General features: G+C 21.8%; 14 protein-coding genes. 5 read left to right on the top strand and 9 right to left on the bottom strand.

The window, feature by feature from the left end; translation table 11 throughout:
- Positions 1 to 12: 12 nt before the first annotated feature.
- Entirely contained in the window at positions 13 to 2085 is a 2073-nt protein-coding gene (glyS, locus tag GJT88_RS00280; RefSeq protein ID WP_168894970.1) for a glycine--tRNA ligase subunit beta, read from the top strand.
- Here the strand turns inward: glyS and dapA are convergent.
- The 6 genes from dapA to leuA form a co-directional block, all read right to left on the bottom strand.
- Positions 2077 to 2955, bottom strand: coding sequence for a 4-hydroxy-tetrahydrodipicolinate synthase (gene dapA / locus GJT88_RS00275; protein WP_168894969.1), 879 nt, complete (start codon positions 2953 to 2955; stop codon positions 2077 to 2079). The genes glyS and dapA overlap by 9 nt on opposite strands.
- Before the next feature lie 90 nt (positions 2956 to 3045).
- Positions 3046 to 3708, bottom strand: a complete 663-nt coding sequence (locus tag GJT88_RS00270) for an adenylate kinase family protein (RefSeq protein WP_168894968.1) — start codon at positions 3706 to 3708, stop codon at positions 3046 to 3048.
- A gap of 19 nt (positions 3709 to 3727) precedes the next feature.
- Positions 3728 to 4327, bottom strand: coding sequence for a 3-isopropylmalate dehydratase small subunit (gene leuD / locus GJT88_RS00265; protein ID WP_168894967.1), 600 nt, complete (start codon positions 4325 to 4327; stop codon positions 3728 to 3730).
- 17 nt (positions 4328 to 4344) lie between these two features.
- Positions 4345 to 5742: a 3-isopropylmalate dehydratase large subunit gene (leuC, locus tag GJT88_RS00260; RefSeq protein WP_168894966.1), complete on the bottom strand. Its 1398-nt coding sequence runs from the start codon at positions 5740 to 5742 to the stop codon at positions 4345 to 4347.
- Positions 5743 to 5751: 9 nt separating this feature from the next.
- The gene (leuB, locus tag GJT88_RS00255; protein ID WP_168894965.1) at positions 5752 to 6843 is read right to left on the bottom strand and encodes a 3-isopropylmalate dehydrogenase; all 1092 of its coding nucleotides are present in this window, start codon (positions 6841 to 6843) and stop codon (positions 5752 to 5754) included.
- Positions 6844 to 6861: 18 nt separating this feature from the next.
- Positions 6862 to 8406: a 2-isopropylmalate synthase gene (leuA, locus tag GJT88_RS00250; RefSeq protein ID WP_168894964.1), complete on the bottom strand. Its 1545-nt coding sequence runs from the start codon at positions 8404 to 8406 to the stop codon at positions 6862 to 6864.
- Between the two features lie 295 nt (positions 8407 to 8701).
- Between leuA and ribD the strand changes: the two genes are divergently transcribed.
- The 3 genes from ribD to nusB are packed head-to-tail and all read left to right on the top strand — an operon-like array spanning position 8702 to position 10778.
- Positions 8702 to 9814: a bifunctional diaminohydroxyphosphoribosylaminopyrimidine deaminase/5-amino-6-(5-phosphoribosylamino)uracil reductase RibD gene (ribD, locus tag GJT88_RS00245; protein ID WP_168894963.1), complete on the top strand. Its 1113-nt coding sequence runs from the start codon at positions 8702 to 8704 to the stop codon at positions 9812 to 9814.
- 32 nt (positions 9815 to 9846) lie between these two features.
- Positions 9847 to 10347, top strand: coding sequence for a 6,7-dimethyl-8-ribityllumazine synthase (gene ribH, locus GJT88_RS00240; RefSeq protein ID WP_168894962.1), 501 nt, complete (start codon positions 9847 to 9849; stop codon positions 10345 to 10347).
- A complete protein-coding gene (gene nusB, locus GJT88_RS00235) occupies positions 10344 to 10778 on the top strand; it encodes a transcription antitermination factor NusB (RefSeq protein ID WP_168894961.1) in 435 nt (144 codons plus the stop codon). The genes ribH and nusB overlap by 4 nt, the downstream gene beginning before the upstream one ends.
- Positions 10779 to 10883: 105 nt before the next feature.
- On the opposite strand, the gene GJT88_RS00230 is transcribed toward nusB, so the two are convergent.
- Genes GJT88_RS00230 through tadA form a run of 3 tightly spaced genes read right to left on the bottom strand, consistent with a single transcriptional unit; the run spans position 10884 to position 13238 of the window.
- The gene (locus GJT88_RS00230) at positions 10884 to 11444 is read right to left on the bottom strand and encodes a DJ-1 family glyoxalase III (RefSeq protein WP_168894960.1); all 561 of its coding nucleotides are present in this window, start codon (positions 11442 to 11444) and stop codon (positions 10884 to 10886) included.
- A gap of 60 nt (positions 11445 to 11504) precedes the next feature.
- Positions 11505 to 12755: a serine hydroxymethyltransferase gene (gene glyA / locus GJT88_RS00225; RefSeq protein ID WP_168895319.1), complete on the bottom strand. Its 1251-nt coding sequence runs from the start codon at positions 12753 to 12755 to the stop codon at positions 11505 to 11507.
- A 12-nt stretch (positions 12756 to 12767) separates the two neighbouring features.
- Positions 12768 to 13238, bottom strand: coding sequence for a tRNA adenosine(34) deaminase TadA (gene tadA, locus GJT88_RS00220; protein ID WP_168894959.1), 471 nt, complete (start codon positions 13236 to 13238; stop codon positions 12768 to 12770).
- A gap of 342 nt (positions 13239 to 13580) precedes the next feature.
- On the opposite strand from tadA, the gene hisS reads away from it, so the two are divergent.
- Positions 13581 to 14873, top strand: coding sequence for a histidine--tRNA ligase (gene hisS / locus GJT88_RS00215; RefSeq protein WP_168894958.1), 1293 nt, complete (start codon positions 13581 to 13583; stop codon positions 14871 to 14873).
- The last annotated feature ends 45 nt before the right edge of the window (positions 14874 to 14918 follow it).

The raw sequence follows: 14918 nt of genomic DNA, 5'->3' as shown, positions 1-14918 counted from the left end.
TAATATCATTTTATGAATAACAATACATTATTATTAGAAGTAGGTGTGGAAGATATACCTTCTAAATATTTATTAAAGATAACTAAGATAGTTTTTGAAAACTTTAAAAATGAATTGAAAAAAAATAACTTTAAATATAAAATAATCAAATTTTTTTCTACTTCCAGACGAATTGCTATACAAATAGTTAATTTAAGTGTATTCCAATTAGATTCTACTTTAATAATTAAAGGACCTTTTGTTACTAATAAAAAAAATATGTTCTTACTAAAAGAAGTACGTTTTTGGATAAAAAAACAAAAAATTAAGAATACAAAAGAAATTACATATAAAAATAATTATTTGTTTTACAAAAAAAAGATAAAAGGTTTACATATAAAAAAAATATTACCTAATATGATATTTAATTCTTTAAATAATATCTCTTTAATCCCTAATTTAATGTATTGGGATACACATTATTTTAAGTTTATTAGACCAATAAGAAGTTTTACGTTCGTTTTAGGTAAAAAAATTATTAAAAATAATATTTTGAACATAAAATCTAATAACCTTCTTCAAGGAAATAGGTTTATGTGTAATAAAAAAATTATTTTAAAAAATGCTGAAGAATATGAAATGTTACTTTTTAAAAAGGGTAAAGTTATTGTTAATTTTATCCAACGTAAAAATAAAATTTTGAATAATATAAATAAAATAATAAATAGTTTAAATGCTCATATAAAAATAACTAATGTTTTTTTAGAAGAATTAACTGCAATGGTGGAATGGCCAACAGTATTATTAGGTCAATTTAATAAAAAATTTTTATGTCTACCATCTAAAATATTAGAATATGTTATGATAAACTATCAGAAATATATCCCTTTATATGATAAAAATAATAAATTATTACCTAATTTTATTTTTTTAATAAATATTGAAACAAAAAATGAAAATGTAATTATTAGTGATAATGAACAGGTTCTTCAAGCAAAATTTCAGGATGTTAAGTTTTTTTTTGAAAATGATACAAAAATAAAACTTGAGGAATATCTAAATAAATTAAAAAATATTCTTTTTCAAAAAGAATTGGGTAGCTTATTTGAAAAAACTATTCGCATAGAAAAACTATCTAAATATATAGCTAAAATAATTAATGCTAATATTTTATATTGTATTAGAGCAAGTAGATTGTCTAAATGCGATTTAGCTACTCAAATGGTTTATGAATTTCCAGATTTACAAGGTATTGTTGGTATGTATTATGCAAAACATAATAAAGAAAATATTGAAATAATAAAAGCTATTAAAGAACAATATCAATATAAAATAAATGATAAAATACCTAAAAGTGTAATTTCTTGTACTTTATTTATAGCAGATAAAATAGATACATTAGTTGGTATATTTAGTATATATTCGTTTCCTACAGGAAATAAGGATCCATATGCTCTTAAACGTATAGCATTGTTTCTAGTGCGTATTATTATTACAAATAAATTAAAAATAAATTTGGTAAAATTAATTAATTTTAATCTTCATTTGTATAATTACAATTCTAATAATAATAATATTTATTTATTAAATAAAATATTAGATTTTATTATAAATAGATGTAAAAATTGGTATATTTCTTTAGGTTATAAAAAGATCATTGTAACTAATGTTTTAAAAAATAAAACTGAAATGCCATTAATTTTAGATTATAAAATAAAAGCATTAGATAAATTTTTTAAATCTGAGAAACAACAAAGTTTTTTTTTAATATATACTAATAAAAGAATAGATAAAATTTTATTAAAAAATACGAAGAACATAAATTATGACTTTAAAATTAATATGTCTTTATTACAAAAGAAAGAAGAAATTAAATTAGTTAATTATATAATAAAATTATCTAAAATTTTGAAAAATAAAATTAAAAATTACGAATTTTATAACATACTCCTAATTTTATCAGAACTTTATTATCCAATAAATGATTTCTTTAAAAAAGTTAAAATTAATGATGAGAAAATAATTATAAAGAATAATAGAATTACAATATTATATAATGTAAAAAAATATCTATCAACCATCATAAACCTACAGAATTTATATTAATTTCAGTTTTTTTAATGTAATCTCTAATATTTCTTGATTATATTTTGAAAGTTTTGTCATTGGTAATCTCATTGTATTGCTATCTATGAGTCCAATTCTTTTGGCAGCCCATTTTACGGGTATCGGATTAGATTCAATAAATAATTGGTGATGCAATTTAATTAAACTTTGATTTATTTTTTTTGCTTTTGTAATTTTTTTTTCTTTTATATAATTACAAAATTGGTTCATTTGTACTGCTACAATATTAGCAGTAACTGATATAACTCCATCTCCTCCTAATAACATAAATTCAAAAGAAGTTGTATCATCACCACTAATTAAAAAAAAATTTTTATCAACTAAATTTTTTATTTTATAAAAACGAGATAAATCTCCTGTAGCTTCTTTTATACCTACAATATTTTTTATTTTTGATAATCGATAAATTGTTTCTGGTAAAAGATCACAACCGGTACGTGACGGAACATTATATAATATTTGCGGTAATGTAGTACTATTAGCAATTTCCTTAAAGTGTTGATACATTCCTTCTTGTGTAGGTCGATTGTAATATGGAGTAACACTTAAACATCCTATAATTCCTGATTTTTCTAAAACAGACGTAATAGCTATACATTTAGTTGTAGAATTAAATCCTGTTCCAGCTATAATAGGTATTTTGTTTTTTGAAAAATCTAATGCGTACATTACTGTTTTAATATGTTCTTCATAAGTTAAGGTAGTCGATTCACCTGTAGTTCCCATAATAACAATAGCTTTTGTACCACTATCTATATGATATCGAATAAGTTTTTTCAAATTTTTTTTACAGATATTACCTTTAATATCCATTGGAGTTATAAGTGCCACAATACTTCCGGTGAACATTAGACTATAATCCATTTATTAAAATTATTAATTATGTTTTTCATAATAACAAATTTAAAACAAATAAACAAATTATAAAAATTATGATTTTTACAATTTAGAAAATTTTAAAAAGTTATCTATTTTTTTTTTTACATCTAAAATAGATGATGTATTATTTATTTTTTTATAAAAAAATCTTTTTTTCCACAATTGATTTTTATAATATTTAATTAATGGTTGTGTTTGTTTTAAATATTCTTGTAATCTATTATTTATTGTAGAAATATTATCATCTGTTCTTGTTATTAATTTTTCTCCTGTGATATCATCTTTGCCCTTTATTTTAGGAGGATTTAAAATTATATGATAAGTTCTTCCTGAGGGTTCATGAATTCTCCTACCTATAATTCTTTTAATAATTTGATTATAAGGTATATATAATTCAATTATTATATCTATATTTATGTTTTCTTTTTTTAAAATATCAGCCTGTATTATATTTCTAGGATATCCATCTAATAAAAAACCTTTTTTACAATCTAAATTATATAATCTATTTTTAATAATTTTAATAGTTATATAATCAGGGACCATAGCACCATTATTAATACATTTTTTTATTTTCTTACTTAAAATAGAATTTTTATTATTTAATATATAGTTTCTTAATATATTTCCTATAGAAATATTAGGTAAATTATATTTTTCAGATATAAATTGAGCATAAGTTCCTTTACCTACTCCTGGTGGACCTAATAAAATTATACGCATTTAAGAAAATTCTCATATTTTAAAAAAAATGAAAATATGTTTTTTCAAACATACTGATTTTTTTATAATACTTCATTGTTAAATCTATTTGATCTAAATTATCAGTAATATAATCAATTATAAATGAATCTATATTAAAATTAAAAGATTGATCATTTATGATAATTTCTTGAAATTTTAAATTTACATAACAAGTTATACCAGGAAATTTTTCTACTATAAAAAAGAATTTATCAAGTATTTTTTTTTCTAAAGTTATTAATAATAATTTATTATTTATTGCATTATTATAAAATATGTCTGCGTAACTAGATGCTATTATAGTGTGAAAACCAAAATCTTTTAAAGCCCACGGAGCGTGTTCTCTGGAAGACCCACAACCAAAATTATTGCGAGTTAACAAAATTTTTGCATTTTTAAATTTTTTTTTGTTTAGAATAAAATTAGGATTAGGTATTTGATTATTATTATCTAAATATCTCCAATCATTAAATAAATAATTTCCAAAATTTTTTTTATCATTTTTTTGTAAAAATTGTTTAGGTATAATGACATCAGTGTCAATATTTGAAATATTGAAAGGAGCTATAATTCCACTATATTGTAAGTTTTCTTTCATTTTTTTTACTTTATTATTTATATTTTTTGTACATCAAAAAAATACCCGTAAATAGCTGCTATTGCAGCCATAATTGGGCTTACTAAATGAGTTCTTCCATTACGACCTTGTCTACCTTCAAAATTTCTATTACTAGTAGAAGCACATCTTTCTCCTGGTTTTAATTTATCATTATTCATTGCTAAACACATAGAACAACCAGAATATCTCCATTCAAAGCCAGTATTTTTAAAAATTTTATCTAATCCTTCTTCTTCTGCTTGTTTTTTTACAGAATTAGATCCAGGAACAACTATTGCTTGTATATGAGTAGCAATTTTTTTACCAAAAATTATTTTTGCAGCTGATCTTAAATCTTCAATTCTAGAATTAGTACAAGATCCAATAAAAACTTTATTAATTTTTAAATTAATTAATTTCATTCCTTCTTTTAATCCCATATAATTTAATGCATTTATTGCTAGTGTTTTTTTTGTTATATCTTTATAAGAATTTATTAAAGGAATATGCTCATCAATACTTACTGATTGTTCTGGATTAGTTCCCCAGGTAATTTGGGGTTTTAAATGAGAAATATTTATATTAATAATTTTATTAAATTTAGCATTGTTATCACTGTATAATGTTTTCCAATATTTTAATGCCTCAATCCATAAATTTCCTTTAGGAGTAAATTTTCTATTTTTTAAATATTCAAAAGTTATATTATCTGGAGCAATCAAACCTGATTTTGCTCCCATTTCAATAACCATATTACAAATAGTCATTCTTGATTCCATACTTAATTTTTTTATTGTACTACCTGAAAATTCTACAATATATCCATTACATCCACTAATACCAATTTTTCTTATAATTGATAAGATAATATCTTTCGCTGTAATATTATTTGGAATCTTACCATTAATATTTATTAGCATATTATTAGCACGATGTTGTTTTAAAGTTTGAGTTGCTAAAACATGTTCCACTTCTGATGTACCTATACCAAAAGCTAATGACCCAAAAGCACCATGAGTGGATGTATGTGAATCTCCGCATACAATTACCATTCCTGGTAAAGTTATTCCTTGTTCTGGGCCTATTACGTGTACAATGCCCTGTAAAGGATGATAAATATCATATAATTGAATATTGAAATCCTTACAATTTTTAATCAGTGTTTCCATTTGTTTTTGTGCTATAAAACCGGAAGCTTTAATATCTTTAATTTGTGTAGATACATTATGATCCATAGTTGCAAATGTTTTATTCGGTCTATATATTTTTCTATTATTATTTCTTAATTCATTAAAAGCTTGAGGTGAAGTTACTTCATGAATAAAATGTCTATCAACATATAATAAATTTATTTTATTTTTTATTTTACAAATAACATGTCTATCATATATTTTTTCGTATAATGTTTTACCCATATAATATTCCTATATTATAGATTCCATAATTAATGTTCCCATATCTTCAGTATTAACTATTTTTTCATTTATTTCATTAGTAGATAAATCTAAAGTTCTATATCCTCTATTTAAAACTTTTTTAATAGCATCATTAATTTTTTTAGATATATTATATTCTTTTAAAGAATATTCTATTAACATAGATAAAGACAATATTTGTGCAATAGGATTTGCTATATTTTTCCCTGCAATATCAGGAGCAGACCCTCCTGATGGTTCATATAAACCAAAATAATCTTGATTAAAACTAACTGATGGTAAATTACCTACGGACCCTGTAATCATAGCACATTGATCTGAAATAATATCTCCAAATAAATTTGGACATAATATTACATCAAATTGTGAGGGATTTTTCATTAGTTGCATTACAGCATTATCAATATACATAAATTCTAGTTTAACTGATTTATATTCTTTAGAAATATTAATTAAAACTTCACGCCATAATATGGATGTATTTAGTACATTTGCTTTATCAATAGAACAAATTTTTTTTTTCCTTTTTAAAGCAATTTTAAAAGCAATATGTCCAATTCTTTCTATTTCAAATTTAGAATAAATTTCAGTATCAAAAGCATATTCATTTATACCCTTCTTTTTTCTTCCAGATGGCTGACCGAAATAAATACCTCCTGTTAATTCTCTAATACACATTATATTAAATCCTTTTTTTAAAATTTTTTCTTTTAAAGGACTTAATATACTTAATTCATTATAAAAAAAAGAAGGACGTAAATTAGCAAATAAATTAAAATATTTTCTAATTTTTAATAAAGCTCCTTTTTCTGGTCTTTTGTTTAAAGGTAAATAATCCCATTTAGGCCCACCTACTGAACCAAATAGTATGGCATTTGATTGTTCACAGCCATATAATGTTTTTTTTGGTAAGGTATTACCATATAAATCAATAGCAGCTCCTCCTACAACATATTCATCGAGAATAATTTTTACATTTAAATATTGTTTTACTTTTTCTAAAATTTTCATTGCTTGTTTTATAACTTCAGGACCAATACCATCTCCAGCTAAAATAGCTATTTTAAATATATTTGACATATAAATTTTCCAAAAATTTTAAGATTTATTTTTTAAAATATTTTTTTTTACTTGATCAAATCTCCAAATATCATTTAAGCTATTTACTATAGCAATAATAGAAGCTTCAATTATATCTTTCGATAATCCAATGCCATGGAAAATTTTTTTTTTGTATTTTATTTTAATTTCTACTTGTCCTATTGATTTTTCAGTATGATTTTTAGCTATTAATCTATATTTAATTAAATCTATATTATAATTAGTAATTCTAATTATGGCTTTATAAATTGCATCTACAGGTCCTAATCCCGTTGCTGCTTCTAATTTAATTAAATTACCACATTGTAGTTTTATAGTTGCAATAGAAATTGAACTAGAATTTGACTCTACATTAAAATATTTTACTGAATAATATTCAGTAATATTATCTATTTCATTATTAAATGCTAATGATTCTAGATCATAATTAAATATTTGTCCTTTTTTATCTGCTAATTTAATAAAATTATTATATAATTTATTAATATCATAAGTATTACTTTTATATCCCATTAGTTCCATATGATATTTTACAGCGGCTCTACCTGATTTTGAAGTAAGATTAAATTCTGTTTCATTTACACCTATAAATTTTGGATCTAAAATTTCATAAGTTTTTTTATTTTTTAAAATACCATCTTGATGTATTCCTGATGAATGAGAAAAAGCATTTTTACCTACAATAGCTTTATTTATAGATAATGGAATATTACAAATTTCACTAACTATTTTACTTGTAATATATATTTTATTATATTTAATATTTGTATAAACATTCATATTTTGTTTTCTTGTATATAAAGCCATAATAATTTCTTCTAAAGCACAATTACCAGCTCTTTCTCCAATACCATTTACAGTTCCTTCTATTTGCCTAGCTCCTGCATTTATAGCGGTAATAGCATTACCTACAGCCATACCCAAATCATTATGTGTATGTACGGAAATAATACATTTATCAATATTATCTACTTCATTTTTCAAATTATAAATTATATCATAATATTCTTGCGGAAATGTATATCCAACTGTATCTGGTATATTGATAGTTGTAGCTCCTGCTCTAATAGCTGCATTGACAATTAAACATAAATTTTTAATAGGAGTTCTACTTGCATCTTCACAAGAAAATTCAATATCATTTGTATATTTACGAGCATATTTTATCATAAAAATAATTTTTTCTATTACATCATTTAATGTCGTTTTTAATTTTGTAATTATATGTATAGGAGAAGTTGCTAAAAAAATATGAATTCTAAAATTCTTAGATTTTTTTAAAGATTCATAGACAGCATCTATGTCTTTTTCTGTACATCTAGCTAATCCACATATTTTACTATTTTTAATAATTTTTGATATTTCTTGAGAAGTTTTATAATCCTTAGGAGAGGAAATAGGAAATCCTACTTCAATTATATCTATTCCCATGTTTTCTAATGCTAAAGCTATTGTTATTTTATCTTTAGTACCTAAATTAGTTTTTAGAGACTGTTCTCCATCACGTAATGTAGTATCAAAAAGAATAATTTTTTCTTTCATATAAATATTATCTCTATAAATGAAATATTAATTGAATATATTATATTTTTATTTTTTTTATAATATTAGATATAAAATTTTATTTTAACACTAATAATTAATTTAATAATTAAATAAAAAATTAAAAATATAATATTTTTATTTATTATTTATTTTATAATAATTAAATTTTTTTAAAAAAAATACTAATAATATTTTTTTGATTAAACTATAATAATCAATATTAAATTTTTAAAAATTTAATATTTTTTATAAAATAATTATTTTTAATTTTTTTTTAAAAAAAAGGTTATTCATGTATTTAACAGATAAATTTTATATGACGCATGCTATTAAATTGGCTAAACTTGGTATTTTTACTACAACCCCTAATCCAAATGTAGGTTGTATTATCGTAAATAATAAAAAAATTGTGGGGAAAGGATATCATTTTAAAAAAGGGGAACCACATGCAGAAATTAATGCATTAAAAATGGCTGGTAAATATGCTAAAGGATCTACAGTTTATGTAACGTTAGAACCTTGTAATTATTTTAATTTAACTCCCTCTTGTTGCCAGGCTTTAATAGAAGCTGGAGTATATCGTGTAGTAGTAGCTACAAATGATCCTAATCCAAAAGTAAATGGAAAAGGATTAAAATTATTGATTAAATCAGGTATAAAAATAACAAATAATATTTTATCTTCAGAAACAAAAAAGATAAATTATGGTTTTTTTAAAAGAATGAATACAGGATATCCTTGGATACAATTAAAATTAGCGTCATCATTAGATGGTAAAATAGGATTAGTAAATGGATTAAGCAAATGGATTTCATCACAAGATTCTAGAAAGGATGTTCAAATATTACGAGCGAAAAGTTCAGCGATTTTAAGTACAAGTAAAACAATTTTAAATGATAATTCTATACTTTTAGTAAAATGGGATGAATTAAATAAAAATATAAAAAAAATATATCCTAAAAAATTTTTAAGACAACCAATAAGAATTATTCTTGATAGATTCAATAAAATTAAATCAACTAATCAAATAATATTATCACCAGGAAAAATATTTTTAGTAAAATTAAAACATACATCAGAACAATGGCCTTCTTACGTAAAAGAAGTTATTATTCCTGAAATGGATGGTTATTTTAATTTAAAATATTTATTTAAGTTTCTAGGTAAAAAAGGGATTAATAACCTTCTTATAGAAGCAGGTAGTACCTTATCTGGTTCTTTAATAACTTATAAGTTAATAGATGAATTAATTTTATATTTATCACCTAAATTATTAGGTAATATTGCTTTAAATTTATGTAATATTAAAAAATTTACAAAAATATCTGAGGTCCCTAAATTTTCTTTTAAAAATATAAAAAAGATAGGACTAGATTTAAGATTAATATTAAAATTAATTAAATAAAATATTAATTATAGAGAGATTAAAATATAATTATGAAAATAATTAACGAAAATGTTACAGCTCCTAATTCATTTATAGCAATTGTTATATCAAGATTCAATATATTTATAAATAAAAATTTATTACATGCTGCACTGGATACTTTACAACGAATAGGAATGGTAAAAGAAAAAAATATAACTATTTGTTGGGTACCTGGAAGTTATGAAATAGCACAAGTTATTCAACAACTAATACAAAAGAATATTTATGATGGTATAATTTCTATTGGTACTATTATAAAAGGCGAAACGTCTCATTATAAATATTTATCAAAAGAAGTTTGTTCACAATTATCTAATTTATCAATTAAAAATAATATTCCAATTTCTTTTGGAATTATAACTGCAGATAATATTAAACAAGCAATTGAAAGATCAGGAGTTAAGATAAATAATAAAGGTATTGAAGCAGCTTTAACATTATTAGAAATGATTAATATCTTTAAATCTATAAAATCATCAAAAATCATAAATGAAAAGGAAATTAAGTGAAATTTACAAACCGATATCAAGCAAGGAAATATGCTTTACAAGCTATTTATTCTTGGCAATTATCTAAAAATAATTTTAGTGATATACAATGTTATTTTTTAAACGAGTCTATACAAAATAATAAAAATATTGATATTGATTATTTTAATGAATTAATAAATGGTGTAATAATTAATAGTTTATATTTAGATAATATAATGAAACCATTTTTATCTCGTCAAATATTTGAATTAGGACAAATTGAAAAAGCTATTTTACGTATTTCTTTATATGAATTAATTAATCGTTTAGATGTTCCTTATAAAGTTATAATTAATGAAAGTATTTGTTTAGCAAAAAGTTTTGGAGGAGTCGATAATAGTTATAAGTTTATTAATGGAGTATTAGATAAAATTGTAAATAAATTACGAATTCAAAATAAACCGATATGATTATTATAAAATAAAAAACCCACCCAAAACATATTTTAACGTATGTTAAAATATGTGTCCTTATTCAATATATATAAACATGTATTTTTAATGAAAAGATACTAATTATAATTCTCTTAAAATGTTATTAGATATATTATCTCCTAATATAATTTCTATTAATTTTAAGTTAAATTCAATAGCATATTTAACACTTTGGGCTGTAAGTAATTTAGATTTATTATCCCAATATACTGGATATTTTGCCCATTGCTGATATGGAATTAAATTTTTTAATCCTAAATATCCAGTCATTTTTGCTGTTGGAAAAAGATTATTCGATGCTAATACCATAGCCGGAGAAGCGCAAATAGCCCCTACTATACGATTGGAATTTTTAAATTTATTTAAATATTTTAGAAGCAAAATATTTTTTTTAAAATGTTCTGAAGCTTGTAATCCTCCAGGAAGTATGATCGCTAATGCATTATTATCATTATTTAAATTTTTTAAAAATACATCACTTATAATATGAGTCCCATGTGCACATGATATTCTATGTTTATTATTAGTACTTACTACTATAACGTTTATATTGCCTCTATTTAAAATATCTATAGAAGAAACAGTTTCTATATCTTCTACTCCGTCAGTAACACATAATAATACAGTATGACATGTTTTCATTGCAATATACCTATTTTAAAAAGTTTATAAATATTAATTACTATACTAAAAATATATATTCTATTTTTTATATACTGGAAAAGTTTTACATAACTTTAATATTTTATTTTTAATATTTTTAAGTTTATCATTATTTTTATCTAAAATATCAGCTATCCACTTAGATAATAAAGATATTTCTTTTTCTTTAAAACCTCTTCTTGTAACAGCAGGAGTTCCTATTCTTATTCCTGATGTAATTAAAGGAGATCTAATATCATTTGGAATACTGTTTTTATTGACTATAATATTGTAACGACTTAGTAATTTTTCAGCTTCTATACCTGTCATATTTTTATTAGTTAAATTTATTATAAATAAATGAGTTTCTGTATTATTTGAAATAATTTCATAATTACGTTCTTTCAAAATTTGAACCATTAATTTAGCATTTATCAATATTTGTTTTTGATATATAGTAAAATCTGGATTTAATGCTTCTTTAAATGAAGCTGCTTTAGCTGCAATAATATGCATTAAAGGTCCTCCTTGACATCCTGGAAATACTGAACTATTAATTTTTTTAAAAAGATTTTTATTTTCTTTTGAAGATAAAATTAACCCACCTCTAGGTCCGGATAAAGTTTTATGAGTAGTAGTTGTTACTATATGAGCATGAGGCAATGGATTAGGATAAAATCCAGTAACTACTAATCCTGCTATATGAGAAATATCAACAAAAAGATATGCATTTACTCTATCAGCTATAGACCTCATTATTTCCCAATTACATATCCTAGAATAAGATGAAAACCCACCAATAATCATTTTAGGTTTATATTTTTTAGCTAAATATAATAAATGATCGTAATCAATTATCCCTTTATTATTTGTAATATAAGATATATTTTTGTAAATTTTTCCAGAAAAATTTGCCTTAGATCCATGTGTTAAATGACCACCATGTGAATTTTTTAATCCCATGATAGTATCTCCAGGCTTTAGTAAAGCCATATATACAGCAAAATTAGCTTGAGAACCAGAATGTGGTTGTACATTAATATAATCTGCATGAAATAATTTTTTTGCCCTTTCGATTGCTAATTCTTCTATTTTATCTACATATTTACATCCTCCATAATATCTTTTGCCTGGATATCCTTCTGCATATTTGTTTGTTAATTGCGAACCTTGAATATACATAACATCAGAAGATGCATAATTTTCAGATGCTATTAATTCTATATGATTTTCTTGTCTTTTTCTTTCTTTATTTATCAATTTTAATAATTTTGTATCATTTTTTAAATATTTTTGGTTATTTTCCAAAATTAAAAAACCTCACTAAATAAGTATTTTTTTCTTTCTTTTTAATTTAAAAAAATTTTTTATTAATTTTTCACATTCATTTACTAAAACTCCAGAATGGATTTTTATCTTATGATTAATATTATAAATACCCAATAAATCGATAAATGACCCAATATTATTACTCTTTTTATTATAAATACTAAATACTAATCGATTAATTCTACTAATAATTATTGCACCAGAACACATTAAACATGGTTCTAGTGTTACATACATTGTTGTGTTTAATAATCTATAATTTTGTAAATATTTTCCTGCATTTCTTAATGCTATTATTTCTGCATGTGCTGTGGGATCATTTTTTATTATAGAATTATTAATACCTTTAGCAATTATTATACCATTTCTTATAATAAGAGCACCTACTGGTATTTCTCCTAATTTTTTAGCTAATTTAGCTAAATATAATGCATGTCTCATCCAATAAATATCATCTTTCCTCATTAGAATATTATATTATATTATATTTCATATTTTATTATTAAAAAACATTTTTTATTAAAAATGTTATTAATATGTTATTCCATATATTTATATTTTACAGTTATTTTAAATATTTTAAATAAAAAATTAATCAACATACTATATATAATATAGTATGTACTCATTTTATAAAAAAAATAAGTATTATTTAAATTATTATGTAATAATAAATAATTTATTATTATATAATATATGTTTAGTTTTTAAAAAATATTTAAAGTTTTTTACTAAAACAATGAAATTTAATACATATTAATGATATGTAAATAAAATTAATTTTTTAAAAAAAAGAGATATTTTATTGTGATAAAAAAAATTAATGCCGTGCATGGTATGCATGATTATATTTTTCCAGATACTTTATTATGGCAGTATGTTGAAGATACTATTAAGTCTATTTTGAATAGTTACGGATATAAAGAAATTAAACTTCCTATTTTAGAAAAAAGTGAATTATTTAAAAAAAATATTGGGGAAAATACAGATATTATAGAAAAAGAAATGTATAATTTATGTGATAGAAATGGTGATAATCTAACTTTACGTCCTGAAGGCACTACTGGTTTTATTAGAGCTATAGTGGAGCATAATCTTTTTTATAATAAAAATAAACGTTTTTGGTATAATGGACCAATGTTTCGTTATGAAAGACCCCAAAAAGGGAGATATAGGCAATTTAATCAAATTGGAATTGAAGTACTTGGTTTTGAATCACCATATATTGATATAGAAATAATTATTATTACATATAATTTATGGAAAAAATTAAATATTATAAAAAATATTTTTTTAGAAATAAATTCGATAGGTTCTTTAACAGATAGAAAAAAATATATAAAAGAATTAATATTTTTTTTAAAAAAAAATATTAATTCTTTAGATGAAAATTGTAAAAAAAAAATATACACAAATCCTTTAAGGATATTAGATAGTAAAAATAAAATTGTTCAACAATTATTAAATAAAGCTCCCAAATTACAAAATTATCTCAACGATAATAGTATTAAAAAATTTAAAGAATTATGTAAAATTTTAAGTTTTATGAATATAAATTTTGTTGTAAATAATAATTTAGTTAGAGGCTTAGATTATTATAATGACATTGTATTTGAATGGAAGACAAATAAAATAGGATCACATAAGACTATTTGTGGTGGGGGGCGATATGACTTATTAATAAAAGTAATGAGTAACAACAAAGATATAAATGGAATTGGATGTGCTATTGGATTAGAACGTTTACTTTTATTAATACAGAATAAACAGTCTATAAAAATAGAAACAGAATATTTTATAGATATTTATATAGCACCTTTATTAAAAAATAAATATATCATACAAAAAATTTTTTTTATTGGAGAATTAATTAGAAAAAATTTTCCTTTATTAAGAATAGTGACTAGTTATGTTTTTAAAAATTTGAATAAACAAATTATTCAAGCTGTAAAACAAAAAGCACGTTTTATATTAATAATCGGACAATATGAAATAATGAATAATTTAATTATAATTAAAGATTTACATTTGAAAAAACAAATGATCTTTTCAGAACAAGAATTAATATTTAAATTAAAAAAAATATTTAAAAAATATTAAAAATATTTATTTCCTATTATTATTTTTAATAAAAAATTAATTTTT

Source organism: Enterobacteriaceae endosymbiont of Donacia tomentosa (genome assembly GCF_012571135.1).
Lineage (GTDB): Bacteria > Pseudomonadota > Gammaproteobacteria > Enterobacterales > Enterobacteriaceae.
This window is presented reverse-complemented; position numbering and strand designations above follow the sequence as displayed.

Excerpts from the sequence above, each read along its gene's own strand:
- leuB (WP_168894965.1), bottom strand. The coding sequence starts at position 6,843 with ATGTCAAATATATTTAAAATAGCTATTTTAGCTGGAGATGGTATTGGT.
- GJT88_RS00270 (WP_168894968.1), bottom strand. The coding sequence starts at position 3,708 with ATGCGTATAATTTTATTAGGTCCACCAGGAGTAGGTAAAGGAACTTAT.
- leuD (WP_168894967.1), bottom strand. The coding sequence starts at position 4,327 with ATGAAAGAAAACTTACAATATAGTGGAATTATAGCTCCTTTCAATATT.
- GJT88_RS00230 (WP_168894960.1), bottom strand. The coding sequence starts at position 11,444 with ATGAAAACATGTCATACTGTATTATTATGTGTTACTGACGGAGTAGAA.
- ribD (WP_168894963.1), top strand. The coding sequence starts at position 8,702 with ATGTATTTAACAGATAAATTTTATATGACGCATGCTATTAAATTGGCT.
- glyS (WP_168894970.1), top strand. The coding sequence starts at position 13 with ATGAATAACAATACATTATTATTAGAAGTAGGTGTGGAAGATATACCT.
- leuC (WP_168894966.1), bottom strand. The coding sequence starts at position 5,742 with ATGGGTAAAACATTATACGAAAAAATATATGATAGACATGTTATTTGT.
- dapA (WP_168894969.1), bottom strand. The coding sequence starts at position 2,955 with ATGTTCACCGGAAGTATTGTGGCACTTATAACTCCAATGGATATTAAA.
- ribH (WP_168894962.1), top strand. The coding sequence starts at position 9,847 with ATGAAAATAATTAACGAAAATGTTACAGCTCCTAATTCATTTATAGCA.
- tadA (WP_168894959.1), bottom strand. The coding sequence starts at position 13,238 with ATGAGGAAAGATGATATTTATTGGATGAGACATGCATTATATTTAGCT.
- leuA (WP_168894964.1), bottom strand. The coding sequence starts at position 8,406 with ATGAAAGAAAAAATTATTCTTTTTGATACTACATTACGTGATGGAGAA.